The sequence below is a fragment of the Nocardia arseniciresistens genome, assembly GCF_046764875.1.
GTDB classification, from domain to species: Bacteria; Actinomycetota; Actinomycetes; order Mycobacteriales; family Mycobacteriaceae; genus Nocardia; species Nocardia arseniciresistens.
In genome coordinates this window covers 1-14,604 of sequence record NZ_JBKORD010000019.1, presented here as the reverse complement: position 1 = coordinate 14,604, position 14,604 = coordinate 1, and the positions used below count along the sequence as shown (strand labels likewise).

The window sequence follows — 14,604 nt, the reverse complement described above, 5'->3', positions numbered from 1 at the left end:
GCGTCGGACCTTGCACTCGACTCGGTCGTCAGTGGATGGCGTCGGATCGGTGGGGCGAAGCAGGGCGCAGAGACCACCGTATGTCCCGACTCCCGCCGGGAAGAACAGCCGAGTTCTCAGGACGGAGAAACGGCACTTTTCAGGGACGGCTCAGCGCGCTCGCATTCGCGTTGTCACCCAACAGCATCGCCTCCGACTGCCCACTGAGCATGCCCTCGAGCACGTTCTTGCCGATCGCGGCCTCGGTGGGCAGTGCGATCGGGTAGTTGCCGTCGAAGCACGCGCAGCACAGTCGCGAACGCGGCTGTTCGGTCGCGGCGATCATGCCTTCGGTCGAGATGTAGCCGAGGGTGTCGGCACCGATCGAGCGGCGCACGCCCTCGACCATGTCGGCGTAACTGTCTTCCGCGCCCGCACCGTTGGCGATCAGCTCCGCCCGCGAGGCGAAGTCGATGCCGTAGAAGCACGGCCACTTGACCGGCGACGAGGCGATCCGCACATGGATCTCCAACGCACCCGCCTCACGCAGCATTCGGATCAGCGCGCGCTGGGTATTACCGCGCACGATGGAGTCGTCCACAACGATGAGCCGCTTGCCGCGGATCACCTCGCGCAGCGGATTGAGCTTGAGTCGGATGCCGAGCTGGCGAATGGTCTGGCTCGGCTGGATGAAGGTGCGCCCGACGTAGGCGTTCTTCATCAGGCCCTGCCCGTAGGGCAGGCCCGAACCCTGGGCGTAGCCGACCGCGGCCGGGGTGCCGGATTCCGGAACCGGTATCACCAGGTCGGCGTCGACCGGATGCTCATGCGCGAGCAGCCGCCCGATCTCCACCCTGGTCGCGTGCACCGAGCGACCGGAGATGGTGCTGTCCGGCCTCGCGAGGTATACGAATTCGAAGACACAGCCCTTGGGCTCGGGATTGGCGAAGCGCATCGACCGGACGCCTTCGGCGTCGATCGCCAGCAGTTCGCCTGGTTCGATATCACGGACGAAGGCGGCGCCGACGATATCCAGTGCGGCGGTTTCGCTGGCAACAACCCAGCCACGATCGAGCCTGCCGAGACACAACGGGCGCACACCGTGCGGGTCGCGCGCGGCGTAGAGGGTGTGCTCGTCCATGAAGGTGAGGCAGAAAGCGCCCTTCAACGTCGGCAGCAGCTCCATGGCGGCCTGCTCGATGCTCGAGTCCGCGGCGGCGTGTGCGATCAGCGCGGTCACCACATCGGAGTCCGAGGTCGCGGCGATCGGTCCCTGGCGACCACCTTTTACCGTGGCACCGCCGATCAGTCCGAGTTCCCTTGCCCGGCCCGATAATTCGGCGGTGTTGACCAGATTGCCGTTGTGACCCAAGGCAAGTCCGGAACCGACGGAGGTGGTACGGAAGATCGGCTGGGCATTTTCCCAGGTGACGCCGCCGGTGGTGGAATAGCGGCAGTGGCCGATGGCGATATGCCCCGGCATCGCGGCCAGGGTCTGCTCGTCGAACACCTGACTGACGAGTCCGAGATCCTTGAAGACCAAGATCTGCGAACCATCGGAAACGGCGATACCCGCCGCCTCCTGACCACGGTGCTGCAACGCATACAAGCCGTAGTACGTGAGTTTCGCCACGTCCTCGCTGGGCGCCCAGACTCCGAACACGCCGCACTCTTCGCGCGGCTCGTTCTCGTCCTGATCCGCAGCGGCGGTGGCTGAGTTGATCTCAACGGATGTGCTGTCGACCGGTAGTTCGGCGTTGGTCACCGTTTGCTCCCTGTTCGGGCGGGCTGGGGGCAACCGTCATTCTACGGGTGAATTCCGGTGCGTGATCACCAACGTCGCATCCATACAGCAATCGCCATGGCGAACGGGCAGATTCCGACCCGGTCTGCTGTTAACGTGCGACCCGTGACGACTACGGGCAGTGCGGACATGAGTGCGAGCGCAGCAGGAGGCGATACGGGAGGGTCGCAGCGGCGCCGCTGGGTTCGCATGGTGCTACTTCCCGTCGCGGTACTGACCCTGCTGACCACACTGCTCGCCATCATGTACCTGGACTATGTCGTCGACCCGGAGCAGAACCTGCACGACTTCCCCATCGCCCTTGTCAACCAGGACGTCGGGGACACGATAGGCGCACCGGGTCAGGAGCGGCGCGTCAACTTCGGTGACCAGGTGGCCGACGGTCTGAAGCAGGCCGTACCCGCCGACGAGATCGACCTGCGTGTGCTCGGCATCAACGAGGCCCAACTGCAGATGCAGGACGGAAGGATCTACGGCGCCATCATCATTCCGAGCGATTTCAGCAAGCGGCTCGGCATTTTCGGCGTCGGCAGCGTGGTTCCCGGCGATATCGAGCGCCCGATCATCACACTGCAGACCAATCCGCGCACCGGCGCCTTCGCCACCGAGATCGTCAACCACATCGGCGGCCAGGCGCTGCCGCAGGTGAACGCGCAGGTCGGCAAGCAGTTGACCGAGCAGGTCAAAGCCCAGCTGACGCCGCAGCCCGGCGGGCCGCCCGCACCGGAGCTGTCCGGAGTCACCCGCGTGGCACTAGAGAATCCGCTACAGATCGTCGTCGAACCGTTCCGCCCGCTGCCGAGCGGCACCGGGCAGGGGCTGACCGCCTTCTTCTTCGCGCTGCTGCTTTTACTGGCCGGTCTGGTCGGCTCTATGACCATTCACACAATGGTCGATGCGGCGCTCGGCTTCGTGCCGACCGAGTACGGGCCGTGGTTCGTGCACTTCCCCGCGACACCGATCTCCCGATTCCACACGCTGCTGATCAAGTGGGGCGTGCTGGTACTGACCGCGAATATCGTCGCGGCGATCTACCTCGTCGTCGCCAAGGCGCTCGGCATGCCGATTGATCATCCGCTCGGCCTGTTCCTCTATAGCGCGTTCGCGATCATCGCCGTCGGCATCACCGGGCTTTCGGTGCTCGCCGCGATCGGCTCCGCGGGGCTGCTGGTGAACCTGATCCTGTTCATCGTCCTCGGACTACCGTCCTCGGGCGGAACGGTGCCGATCGAGGCCACCCCGAAGTACCTCACCTGGCTGGCCGAGTTCGAGCCGATGCACCAGGTCTTCCTCGGTGTCCGCGCCATCCTGTACTTCGACGGGAATTACGCCGCAGGCCTGTCCCGTGGCGTCTGGATGGCAGGACTCGGCCTCGCCATCGGTGTCGGATTCGGCGCGATCATCACCCGCTACTACGACCGCAAGGGCTTGCACCGCCGCGCGAGCACCCCCGCGGCCACCGCCTGATCGACGCGGCGCCGGACGCGGTTCGACCGATGGCAGGCTCGGAAACCGCCCGACTGCCGCCCCGTCAGTCCGAGGACAGCCGTGTGATCGGCAGCCAGTGCGCGACTTCCGCGGCCCGGCTCCCCGATGCGGTCACCGCGCCGACATCGACCGCGCCGTCGAATTCGAGCAGGCCGGTGGCGAGCAACAGCCAGGTCCTCGGATCGGTTTCCACCACATTCGGCGGTGTGCCCCTGGTGTGCCGCGGTCCTTCGACGCACTGCACCGCGACGAACGGCGGCACCCGCACCTCGACGGAGTGCCCGGGCGCCGAGGCGGCCAGCGCACGCACGGTGGTGCGGACCGCCGCCGCGAGTTCGGTGCGGGCGGGCTGCGGTGCGGATTCGTCCCGCAACCACGCGCTCACCGCCGCGATCGCCGCGCGCAATGCCACCGGATCCACCGTCGAATTTCCCGCCACGGTGCCGAGGGTACTGGCGTACACCGTCACCGAATGACGGGCGGCCACGGTCGGCTGCGCCCAACCGATCAGCGGGGGCGGCGAGTCCACCGAGCGGCGAGCCGTGGCGCGAGGGCTCCGCCCGCGTTGATGGCCAGGTGGAGCATGGCGGGCGCGGCGGCGCTGTCGGTGCGGCGACGCAACAGACCGAAGGCAAGGCCACCGAGGGCGGTGGCGGCGACGGTAGCCGGGATGCTGTCGCCTGCGGCGCGCGCGGGCAGGATATGCCACAGCCCGAAGGTGCTCGCGCCGAGCAGCATTCCCGCCCGTGCGCCAAAGGTCTTGTCCAGCAGCGGATCAAGCGTGCCGCGGAAGATCAGTTCCTCGCTGTACACGGTGCCGATCGGGATGTGCACGACAACCCATTCCGCGAGCGTGACATCGGGTCCGCGGTCGGCGAGCTCACGCAGCCGACTTCGGACTCCGGGAATGGCAACGGCCGCACCGTAACCGGCGATCACCGCAGACGCGGAGACCAGCCCATAGCGCAGGCCGCGGGCCGAAAACCAGTTCGCCCTGCCACCGAATACCAGCGCGTACCCTGAGGCAAATCCCGCATTGACGGCGGTCCTGCCGCGCGGATCGAATCCGAGGCGCGGCAGCAACCAATTACTCCAGACCAATGGCACGGCAACGGCGGCAACAATTTTCGCAACACCTCCACTCATTTGATCTCCCGCTCGTAGCCCTCGGCGGCCTCGATCTGCCTGCGGATCTTGTCGGAGAGTTCCACGGTCCAATCCGGCGGTTGCGCGACGGCCACCCAACCGTCGAGCACCAGGCTGCCGTAACGGTGGCCGTGGCCGTCGGTGACACCCTGTGCGTTGGTGAGGTCGGCGGCAACCTGCCAGAAGGTGACAAAGGGCCACCAGCGCATCTGCGAGGTGACATCGGAGCCACGCGGTTCGGAGAGCCAATCCGGTTGGGAGAAGATCAGATCCGGCGACCACCACACGATGGGATCGGAGGCGTGCTGTAGATAGGCGATGCGTGGGGATCGCCATTCGGGACCAGGTCTCGCGAGATCGGCACTGTCGCTGGCGAATCGGACGACAAGACCGTCCGCGTAGACCGGCTCGACCTCCCGCGATCCGGGATCACGTCGTGAAACGAACTGCTGCCATAGCCGATTGGAGTTCGGCGGGCCGACCCACAACGCACCGTCCACCTTCGTACGCAGATCCGCGAGCCCGTCGAACGCGCCCTCCGCGCCCTGCGAACCAAGGCTCTCCCCGTACACGAGCAGTTTCGGCCGCGTCTCCGGCGGCCGTGCCTTCCAATGCTCGTACACCGCATCGAAAATTCGCTTGCCCGCGTCGATGGCCTTGCCGCGGTCGGCGAGGAACGACAGCACACTCGGCAGATACGAATACTGCGATGCGAGGATGGCGGAATCGCCGCCGTACATGTATTCGATCGCCCCGGTAGCCATCCCGTTCACCCAGCCGGTTCCGGTGGTGGTGACCACCACCATCACCTTCCTGTCGAAGGCGCCGGTGCGCTCCAACTCCGAGACCGCGAGCTGTGCCTGGGCCTCGCCGTCGGCCGCCGACTCCAATCCCACATAGGCCCTGATCGGTTCGCGAGCCTGTCGGCCGGTGACGGCCGCGATCCGGTCGGCGGAGGGGCCGTGCGAAACGAACCACCGCCCCTCGAAGCCGAGCGATTCCCATTTCACCAATGACGCGGGGCTACCTGACCGCTCGGGCTGATTCGGCTGCACCGCGTTGGGCGAAGTGTGATCGTTCTGCACGCTGAATGCCGAGTTGGCGACGGCGAAGAAAGCCCGGGAGGCAACGCCGTTGAAGATCGTGACGGCCAGCAGCACCAGCACCAGCAACCCTGCGGTCGGCGCGAGCTCGCGCGGCACCCGAACCCAGCGGTTGAGCTGACGGGCCAGGAACAGGATGGTCTCGCGCAGTGTCCGATACACCGCGACCACCGCGGCGCCGACCGCCACACTGAGCAGTCCGGTGCGCAGGTAGGCCGGTGTTGTGGTGCCTTCCATGTCCATCAGCGCGGTGATCTCGCGCTGCCAGCGCGCCGACTGCACCAGCATCAGGCCCGCGCTCAGCGCGGCGGTCAGCAGGATGGCGGACTTCACCGCGTAGCGCACCCAGGTCGGTGGCGCGGGCAGCTTCAGCCGCGGCCGGATCCACAGGCGGAAAAACCATTCCAGCATGCAGCCGAGACCGTAGCCGAGCGCGGCGTTTACGCCACTGATCAGGCCCTGGAACAGCCAGTCGCGCGGCACCAGCGAAGGCGTCACCGACAGCGCGAAGAACACCGTCGCGACGATCAGCCCCACATAGTTCAGGTCGATTATGTCCTCGGCACGCCGAACGACGACGACGACGCGCGCACGCAGCTTCGTCAGAGTCGTTGCCGTCATCACCCGAACAGTATGGCGGTGGGTAACAGTCGTCCGGACGTCGACCGAGCCCCACGCGGCGACCCAGCCCAAGCGATTACCGGCGCACCAGGGGGCCGGGGTCCGCGCGCAAGTGCTGCGTCGCTATTTGAGCTGACGCTCGCGCACGGCGGACAGCTCCAGATAATCCCTGATCCGATCGGAGAGCTCGACCGACCAATCCGGTGGCTGCGCGATGGCGGCCCAGCCGTCCAACACCAGCGTGCCGTAGCGGTGCCCGTGTCCGTCCGTGACACCCTGCGCATTGGGCAGATCCGCGGCGACCTGCCAGAACGTGACTATCGGATACCAGGCCATCGTCGGAGAAATATCCGGCCCGCGCGGTTCGCGCAGCCAATCGGGTTCTTCGAAAAGCAGATCGGGCGACCACCAGATCACCGGGTCCGAGGCATGCTGCAAGTAGGCGATGCGCGGCGTCAGCCAGGTATCCGACGGTTTCGCGAGATCGCCACGGTCGTTGGCGAAGCGGACGACGAGGCCGTCCGCGTAGGTCGGCAGAATCTCGGGCGCACCGGGATCGCGGCGCGCGGTCAACTCGCTCCACAGCCGATTCGAGTTCGGCGGCCCGACCCACAGCACTCCGTCGGCCTTCGCGCGAATATCGGCGAGCCCGGTGAAGGCACCCTCCGAACCCTGCGAGCCGAGACTCTCGCCATAGACGAGCAGCTTCGGCCGGGCCTGCGCCGGCCGCGCCGACCAATGCTCATAGACCTTGTCGAACACCAGCTTTCCGGCCTGCGTCGCCTTGTCCTTGTCCGACAGGAACGACAGCACACTCGGCAGATACGAGTACTGGCTCGCGACGATCGCGGTGTCGCCGCCGTACATCATCTCGACGGACTCCGCGCTGGTCGAGTCGACCCACCCGGTGCCGGTGGTGGTCACCACCACGATCACCTTGCGGTCGAACGCGCCGGTGCGCTCCAGTTCCGCCGCCGCCAGTTCCGCCTGCGCCTCAGGGCCTTCGGCGGATTCGAGTCCCGTGTACACCCGGATCGGCTCGCGCGCGGGCTTGCCAGTGACCTGGCCGATGGTTGCGGCGTCAGGACCGTAGGAAACGAACCAGCGCCCCTCCGAGCCGAGCGTCTCCCATTTCGCCAGCGACGCGGGGCTGCCGGAACGCTCGGGTAGTTGCGGTTGCACCGCATTGGGTGAGGTATGACCGTTGCGCACGCTGAAGGCCGAATTCGCCACGCTGAAAAAGGCTTTGGTCAGCACGCCGTTGAAGAGCAGGATCGCGGCGATCGCGACGAGGACGAAGCCGACCGGCATCGCCACCCGGCGTGGAATGCGCACCCATTCGGTCAGCTCACCGGCGACCCACCGAACCAGCCACCTGATGCCTCGGAACGCTCCGATGGCGATCGCGGCGACCAGTGCGCTCAACGCGCCGGTGCGCAGGAACCCCGAGGTGGTGATCGAATCCATGCCCATCAACGCGGTGATCTCGCGCTGCCACCGCGCCGACTGCACGATCATCTCCATCGCGACGACCACGCATGCCACCACGATCGCGACCTTGACCGCGCCGGGTAGCCAGTTGGGCTGCTTCTCCAGCACGTGCGTCACCGACGTGGGCAGGTGCACATTGGGCCGAATCCACCTGCGGTACATCCACTCCAGCACACAGCCGACGCCATAGCCGATGGCCGCGTTGATGCCGCTGACCAAGCCTTCGAACAACCAATCGCGTGGCAGCAGTGACGGAGTCAGCGACCAGGCGAAGAAGAGCGTGGCGACGATGAGCCCGATGTAATTGGGATGGAAGAACCGCTCGACGGCGCCGACAACCATGCCGACGCCGTCGCGCAAGCGTACTGAGACTTCTCGAGCCCCAGCCGCGCTCAAATCGCGCTGGCCCCGAACAGCTTCGGCAGCGTGCCCTCGTGCGCGGCGCGCAATTCCGTCAGCGGGATGCTGAATTGACCCTGGACCTCGACCGAGTCGGCACCCTGGTCGACGACGCCGATGCGCACCCACGGCAGCTCCCGCGCGGTGCACATCTTGGTGAAGCGCGTCTCCTCGGAGCGTGGCACCGCGACGAGCACCCGGCCCGCGGATTCGGAGAACAGTGCGACGAACGGATCGGCGTCCTCGGGAAGCAGGATGCGGCAACCGGTTTCGCCCGCGAGTGCGGCCTCGACGACGGTCTGGATCAAACCGCCCTCGGACAGATCGTGCGCGGCGCTGATCATGCCGTCGCGCGAACCCGCGGTCAGCACCTCGGCGAGCAGTTGCTCGCGGGGGAAGTCGACCTTGGGCGGCACGCCGCCGAGGTGGTCGTGCACGACCTGGGACCAGATGGAGCCGCCGAACTCGTCATGGGTATCGCCGAGCAGGATCAGCGTCTCGCCGGGCTCCAGGCCGAGGCCGGTCGGGATGCGCCGGTGCACATCGTCGATGACACCGAGCACACCGACGACCGGGGTCGGCAGGATCGCGTCCTGGCCGGTCTGGTTGTAGAAGCTGACGTTGCCGCCGGTCACCGGAATACCAAGGGCGACGCAGCCGTCCGCGAGGCCACGCACAGCCTGCTGGAACTGCCACATCACACCGGGGTCCTCGGGGGAGCCGAAGTTCAGGCAGTTGGTGACGGCCTTCGGTGTCGCGCCGGTGGTCGACACATTGCGGAAGGCCTCGGCCAGCGCGAGCTGCGCGCCGGTGTATGGGTCGAGCTTGGTGTAGCGGCCCGATGCGTCGGTGGCGAGCGCGATACCGCGGCCGGTCTGCTCGTCGATGCGGATGACGCCCGCGTCGGCGTGCTCGGCGAGCACGGTGTTGCCGCGCACGTAGCGGTCGTACTGCTCGGTGATCCACTTGCGGCTGCACAGCTGCGGGCTGGAGATCATCCGCAGCAATGTTTCGCGCAGCTCGTCCGGGGTCTTCGGCCTGGTCAGCGTGTCGGTGCTGTCGGCGATGAGCGCGTCCTGATCGTCGGGACGCCGCACCGGACGCTCGTACACCGGGCCCTGGTGGGCGACGGTGCGCGGTGGCACATCGACAACGGTCTCGCCGTGCCAGCTGATGACGAGGCGGTCGCCGTCGGTGACCTCACCGATATCCGTGGCGAGCACATCCCACTTGTGACAGACGGCCATGAACGCCTCGACGTTCTCCGGCGTCACGACCGCGCACATGCGCTCCTGCGATTCGCTGGAGAGCACCTCGGCCGGGGTCATGCCCTTGGCGCGCAACGGCACCTTGGTCAGGTCGATGTGCATGCCGCCATCGCCCGCCGCGGCCAGTTCGGAAGTGGCGCAGGACAACCCGGCGCCGCCGAGATCCTGGATGCCGACGACCAGCTTGGCGGCGTAGAGCTCGAGACAGCACTCGATGAGCACCTTCTCGGTGAACGGGTCGCCGACCTGCACGCTCGGCAGCTTCTTACGGCCGGTGCCGGACTCGTCGCCGGAGAAGGTGTCCGAGGCGAGTACCGAAACGCCGCCGATGCCGTCGAGGCCGGTGCGCGCACCGAAAAGGATGATCTTGTTGCCGGCGCCGGAGGCGAAGGCCAGATGCAGATCCTCGACCCGCATCACCCCGGCGCACAGCGCGTTGACCAGCGGATTGCCCTGGTAGGAGGCATCGAACACGGTCTCGCCGCCGATGTTCGGCAGGCCGAGTGAGTTGCCGTAGCCGCCGACGCCGCGTACGACGCCGTCGACCACCCTGCGGGTATCGGGCGCGTCCGCCGCACCGAAGCGCAGCTGGTCCATCACCGCAATGGGCCGTGCGCCCATGGCCATGATGTCGCGCACGATGCCGCCGACGCCGGTGGCCGCGCCCTGGTACGGCTCGACATAGGAAGGGTGGTTGTGGCTTTCCACCTTGAAGGTGACGGCCCAGCCGTCGCCGACATCGACGACGCCCGCGTTCTCACCGATGCCCGCGAGCATGGAGGCCCGCATCTCGTCGGTGGTCGTCTCGCCGAAGTAGCGCAGATGCACTTTCGAGGACTTGTAGGAGCAGTGCTCGCTCCACATCACGGAGTACATCGCCAGTTCGGCGTCGGTCGGCCTGCGACCGAGGATCTCCTTGATCCGCGCGTACTCGTCATCTTTCAGACCCAGTTCTTTATAGGGCTGCGATAGATCCGGAGTTGCTGCTGCTGCGCTGACGGTGTCGACCTGCGGAGTCACGGAGTACCAGGGTCCTTTCGGGCCGGAGCGCGAAGCTGGGGATTCGCTCCGAAGTTTAGCGGTGGCTCCGGACCGGCGGCGGGCCGCATCGGCCGCGAGCCCGGTTCGCCGGTTTCGCGCACCGATACCGACGGGTTACGACGCCGAATTCCGTTGCGCGGACTGTGACGCAAGACATGGTGTAAACCCCGTCGAATGGCTTGGGTCGGCACACATCGGCCGACATCGCAACCGTTAGGCTTTGGCGGTGAACGATCGATCGGGGGTTGCGGATCCGGCTGAGCAGCCCGTTACCTCGGAGCACGTGCGCTCGGAATCCGCGAAGACCAACCCGGTGTCCTCACGCCCCCCGCTGTCGAACCGGCAGACGCGCTGGCTGATCGGCGCCATTGCCCTCTTCGTCGTCTCGGCCGTCGTCTCGCTGCTCGTGCACTGGTGGAGCGGCTACATCGACTTGCAGGTCTATCGCACCGGCGCCAGGGTCTGGCTCGACGGCGGCGAGCTGTACGGCCCGATGCCGCCGGTGATGGGGATCGGGCTGCCGTTCACCTATCCCCCGCTCGCCGCGCTGTTCTTCGCACCGCTCGCGGCGATGCCGCTGGTGGTCGCCGAGGTGCTTGTGCTCGCCACCTCGGTGCTGAGCCTGGGCATCACCCTGTGGCTGGTGCTCGCGCGGTTGCGACCGGAGTTGGACAGGAAGGTTGTACTGCCGCTGGTCATCACCGCGATCGCGCTGCTGCAACTGCTGGAGCCGCTGCGCCAGACCTTCGGGTTCGGACAGATCAACCTGGTGCTGATGGCGGCGGTCACGATGGATTGCCTGGTGCGCAAACCATTCTGGCCGCGCGGCATGCTGATCGGCATCGCGGTGTCGGTGAAGCTGATCCCGGCTGGCTACCTGCTCTATTTCCTGCTGCGCAAGGATTGGAAAGCGGCGGGCACCCTGGTGTTGTCCGCGGCCGCCGCGATCGGGCTCGGATTCCTGCTGTTTCCCAGCGATTCGGTCGAGTACTGGTTCCATACCCTCGCCGATACCGGACGGATCGGACCGCCGTACTACGCGGGCAATCAGTCGCTCAAGGGAATGGCATTCCGGCTCGGCGTCTCCGATTCACTGGCGACCCTGATCTGGATCACGCTGTCGCTCATCGCGATCGGGCTTGCCGCGATCTGGATGCGCAGGCTCATCGAGACCGGCGCGAACGTGGCTGCGCTCATGGTCAACGCGGCCGTGGTCCTGCTGGTCTCGCCGGTCTCCTGGTCGCACCACTGGGTCTGGATCGCACCCGCCCTGGTGGTCGCCGCCGACGCCATCGCACGCGGCAGGCGCAATCGATGGTTCATCGGCGCCGTCGCCGTGTTCACGGTGATGTTCGCGATCGGCCCGCAGTGGCTGCTACCGCACCAGCACGATCGTGAGCTCGGCTGGGCCTGGTGGCAGCAGCTCATCGGCAGCGCCTATGTGTTGGCCACCCTCGCGATATTCGTTGTCGCCGTTGTCGATTACCGTCCGGTGGCGGCGGGCGTGAGGAAAGCGGCCAGCGCCGCGGCGTAGGTCGCAATATCCTCGGCGCCCATCATCTCGCGGGCCGAATGCATGGCCAGTTGCGGTGCGCCGACATCGACGGTCGACATGCCGGTGCGCGCCGCGGTCATCGGGCCGATGGTCGAACCGCATGGCAGATCGGCGCGATGCACGTAGCGCTGCAACGGCACCCGCGCCTGGGCACATGCCAGCGCGAACGCGCCCGCACCCGCCGCGTCGGTGGCGTAGCGCAGATTCTGGTTGACCTTGAGCACCGGGCCACCGTTCACCTCGATGCGGTGCGCGGGCTCGTGCCGCTCCGGGTAGTTGGGGTGCGTCGCGTGCGCCATATCGCCCGAGGCGCAGACGGATCCGGCCAGCGCTTCAAGATATTCGGCACGGCCGCCGCCGCGGGCGAGCACGATGCGCTCGAGCACGGTCGGCAATAGATCCGATTGCGCGCCCCGATCGGACTGACTGCCGACCTCCTCGTGATCGAACATCGCCAGCACCGGAATCGCGGCCCCCGGTTCGGCGCTCGCCGCGAGGAAGGCCCGCAGCCCCGCGTAGCAGGTGCCCTGATTGTCCAGCCGTGGGGCGCTGACCAGATCCAGGTCCGGCCCGATCAGCCTGCTCGGCGTCACATCGTTGGTCATCAGCTCCCAGCCGAGAATCGCGGCCGGGTCGACCTCGGCGTGCTCGGCGACGAAAGCGAGGAACGAGCGCGGTTCGGTGCCGACACCCCAGACCGCGTTGACGTGGCGCTGCGGATCCAACGTGACACCGCGCCGATCCTCGGAAAGATGGATCGCGAGCTGCGGCACCCGCAGGATCGGCTCGTCGATGCGAACCAGTATCTCGCGCACCGCGTTTCCGTCACGCACGCTCAGCCGGCCCGAGACGCCGAGCTCCCGATCGAGCCACGAATTCAGCAGCGCGCCGCCGTAGGGCTCCAGCCCTACCAGCTGCCAGCCCGCGACAGCCAGGTCCGGATACTGCTTCACCCGCAGATTCGGGCTGTCGGTGTGCGCGCCGACGACACGGAAGGGCGTGCTGCCGGAAGCGTCCGCCGTGGCCCACGCGACAAGGGAGCCGCCGCGAACCACGTAATGGCGGCTCGGCCCGTCCGATGGCCACGGCGCCGACTCCGCGAGCGGGGTGAAGCCGTTGGCCTCCAGTTCGCGCGCGGCGGTGCGGCACACATGGAAAGGCGAGGGCGACTCGTCGATGAACGCACACAATCCGGCGGCTGTGGCAGCAGTACTGGAAACGGGCATGCGTGCGATCCTAGGCAGCCCGCGCGCGCAGGCTCACCGCGCGGACGGTTCGCCGGCCTGCGCGACGATCTCCCGGACCTGTGACGATCGCCCGAACAATTCGGTCGGGAACAGAACCGAAGGACAGTGTTTCGCTCACCATTTGCCGAGGAAACGGACTATTCAGGCATTCATCGGACGATTACATCCGATGAATTACATTTCCTTCAATACGTCGAAACAGCGAGCCGAAAGTCGGATCGCGGAAATTCAAGTCACAGAAAGTCAGGTCCCGCAAACAAGTTCGAGTAGCCGCATCAACTCGGCATAGCGGCGAGCACCCATCCGGGCACGCAGTTGCTGCTCCGCACGCGCTTCCTCGGCCTGCACGGACTCGACGAGATCGACTCCGAGCCTGCTCAGCCCGATCAGAATCCGGCGCCGATCATCCTCGGCGGCCAACCGGAAGATCAGGCCGCGGTCCGCGAGAAAGTCCGCGTGCCTGGTCGCCGACGACGGCGCGAGCTGCGATCTAGCCGCCAATTCACTCATTGTGATGCCGGTCTCGTTGGACAGATTCGACAGCATCGACCACTGATCGGCCGATAGTTGCCTTGCACACAGTGCGTCATCGAGGTGACCGAGCCAACGGCGTTCCGCGGCACGCAGCGCGCCATGCAGCGTGGAATATCCGCCTACCATGGTCGTCATAATTTCCTGCCTGCCTGAATTTCGCTCGAACGAAAAGAAGAGTACCGAATGTCGGCGTTCAGCGAGGCCCGAGACGGGACTATCGAGATCCTGAACATCGTTCCGATGCAGGGTCCCGGCGGTATCGTCGCCGCCTCGTGCGACGCCGCAATTGCCCTTGCTGTCGGCGAGATCAACGGCGGCGCAGGAATTCTTGGACGCGAAATTCGGACAACGAATATCGATGGCGGGCGGGCCGAGCGAGGTCGCCGACGAGATCGCCGCCTTACTCGCCACCGGAATAGTGGACGCGATCACCGGCTGGCACACCTCCGCGGTGCGCCGGGCCGTCGCCCGCGCGAACGCGAGTCGAGTGCCCTACCTGATGGCCACCGGACACGAGGGGCCTGACCGACGAACTCCCCGGCGTGCTCATGCTCGGCGAGCACCCGGCGGGCCAGGCCCTCCCCGCGGTGCGCTGGCTCGAACGTGAGTACGGTGTGCGCCGCTGGGCGATCATCGGCAACGCCTGGCATCTGGCCACGTGAATCGGCAAAGGCGGTGCGCGGCAGCCTGATCGATCCGAACGCGAACGTGCTGGAACGATTCGTGCCGCTCGGGCTGCCGGACTTCGGCGACTTCCTGTCCGATCCCGCTGTGTTTTTGGCAGCGCCTGCGGCGCTGCGTGTTCGCGGCTGTGTCTTTTTGGCGACGCCTGCGGCGTCGCGTGTTCGCGGCCCCCTTGGTCTCGCTTCCGAGCAGTCGAGACTCGCGCCTTCGGCGCATGCGCTTCGACTGCTCGGAAGCGAGACGG

11 protein-coding genes and 1 pseudogene are annotated in these 14,604 nt (G+C 66.7%); 4 read left to right on the top strand and 8 right to left on the bottom strand.

From position 1 onward, the window contains the following. Positions 1–139: 139 nt before the first annotated feature. The gene (gene purF / locus ACLMAJ_RS30510; protein WP_412017314.1) at positions 140–1,744 is read right to left on the bottom strand and encodes an amidophosphoribosyltransferase; all 1,605 of its coding nucleotides are present in this window, start codon (positions 1,742–1,744) and stop codon (positions 140–142) included. A 144-nt stretch (positions 1,745–1,888) separates the two neighbouring features. Between purF and ACLMAJ_RS30505 the strand changes: the two genes are divergently transcribed. Then, the gene (locus ACLMAJ_RS30505) at positions 1,889–3,250 is read left to right on the top strand and encodes a YhgE/Pip domain-containing protein (protein ID WP_479725045.1); all 1,362 of its coding nucleotides are present in this window, start codon (positions 1,889–1,891) and stop codon (positions 3,248–3,250) included. Between the two features lie 64 nt (positions 3,251–3,314). Here the strand turns inward: ACLMAJ_RS30505 and ACLMAJ_RS30500 are convergent, their stop codons facing one another. The 5 genes from ACLMAJ_RS30500 to purL form a co-directional block, all read right to left on the bottom strand. Further along, positions 3,315–3,710, bottom strand: a complete 396-nt coding sequence (locus tag ACLMAJ_RS30500; protein WP_412017479.1) for a sterol carrier family protein — start codon at positions 3,708–3,710, stop codon at positions 3,315–3,317. 68 nt (positions 3,711–3,778) lie between these two features. Continuing rightward, positions 3,779–4,417, bottom strand: coding sequence for a CPBP family intramembrane glutamic endopeptidase (locus ACLMAJ_RS30495; RefSeq protein ID WP_412017313.1), 639 nt, complete (start codon positions 4,415–4,417; stop codon positions 3,779–3,781). After that, positions 4,414–6,141: an alpha/beta hydrolase gene (locus ACLMAJ_RS30490; RefSeq protein WP_412017312.1), complete on the bottom strand. Its 1,728-nt coding sequence runs from the start codon at positions 6,139–6,141 to the stop codon at positions 4,414–4,416. Before ACLMAJ_RS30490 ends, ACLMAJ_RS30495 begins: the two co-directional genes overlap by 4 nt. A 123-nt stretch (positions 6,142–6,264) precedes the next feature. Beyond that, positions 6,265–7,974, bottom strand: coding sequence for an alpha/beta hydrolase (locus ACLMAJ_RS30485; protein ID WP_412017478.1), 1,710 nt, complete (start codon positions 7,972–7,974; stop codon positions 6,265–6,267). 50 nt (positions 7,975–8,024) lie between these two features. After that, positions 8,025–10,319, bottom strand: a complete 2,295-nt coding sequence (purL, locus tag ACLMAJ_RS30480) for a phosphoribosylformylglycinamidine synthase subunit PurL (protein ID WP_412017311.1) — start codon at positions 10,317–10,319, stop codon at positions 8,025–8,027. Between the two features lie 247 nt (positions 10,320–10,566). Between purL and ACLMAJ_RS30475 the strand changes: the two genes are divergently transcribed. After that, on the top strand, positions 10,567–11,874 hold the full coding sequence (locus ACLMAJ_RS30475) for a glycosyltransferase 87 family protein (RefSeq protein WP_412017310.1): 1,308 nt from the start codon (positions 10,567–10,569) through the stop codon (positions 11,872–11,874). Here the strand turns inward: ACLMAJ_RS30475 and ACLMAJ_RS30470 are convergent. Both ACLMAJ_RS30470 and ACLMAJ_RS30465 read right to left on the bottom strand, forming a co-directional pair. Further along, positions 11,823–13,121 carry a M18 family aminopeptidase gene (locus tag ACLMAJ_RS30470; protein ID WP_412017309.1) on the bottom strand — a complete coding sequence of 433 codons (1,299 nt, stop codon included), beginning with the start codon at positions 13,119–13,121 and terminating at the stop codon, positions 11,823–11,825. The two genes, ACLMAJ_RS30475 and ACLMAJ_RS30470, sit on opposite strands and share 52 nt — an antisense overlap. Positions 13,122–13,385: 264 nt before the next feature. Beyond that, positions 13,386–13,802, bottom strand: a complete 417-nt coding sequence (locus ACLMAJ_RS30465; protein ID WP_412017477.1) for a MarR family winged helix-turn-helix transcriptional regulator — start codon at positions 13,800–13,802, stop codon at positions 13,386–13,388. A 57-nt stretch (positions 13,803–13,859) separates the two neighbouring features. Between ACLMAJ_RS30465 and ACLMAJ_RS30460 the strand changes: the two genes are divergently transcribed. Next, a complete protein-coding gene (locus tag ACLMAJ_RS30460) occupies positions 13,860–14,201 on the top strand; it encodes an ABC transporter substrate-binding protein (RefSeq protein ID WP_412017308.1) in 342 nt (113 codons plus the stop codon). Between the two features lie 150 nt (positions 14,202–14,351). Beyond that, positions 14,352–14,604: pseudogene (locus ACLMAJ_RS30455) on the top strand (hypothetical protein); the annotation flags it as partial.

Excerpts from the sequence above, each read along its gene's own strand:
- ACLMAJ_RS30485 (WP_412017478.1), bottom strand. The coding sequence starts at position 7,974 with ATGGTTGTCGGCGCCGTCGAGCGGTTCTTCCATCCCAATTACATCGGG.
- ACLMAJ_RS30470 (WP_412017309.1), bottom strand. The coding sequence starts at position 13,121 with ATGCCCGTTTCCAGTACTGCTGCCACAGCCGCCGGATTGTGTGCGTTC.
- ACLMAJ_RS30460 (WP_412017308.1), top strand. The coding sequence starts at position 13,860 with ATGTCGGCGTTCAGCGAGGCCCGAGACGGGACTATCGAGATCCTGAAC.
- ACLMAJ_RS30465 (WP_412017477.1), bottom strand. The coding sequence starts at position 13,802 with ATGGTAGGCGGATATTCCACGCTGCATGGCGCGCTGCGTGCCGCGGAA.
- ACLMAJ_RS30490 (WP_412017312.1), bottom strand. The coding sequence starts at position 6,141 with ATGACGGCAACGACTCTGACGAAGCTGCGTGCGCGCGTCGTCGTCGTC.
- ACLMAJ_RS30495 (WP_412017313.1), bottom strand. The coding sequence starts at position 4,417 with ATGAGTGGAGGTGTTGCGAAAATTGTTGCCGCCGTTGCCGTGCCATTG.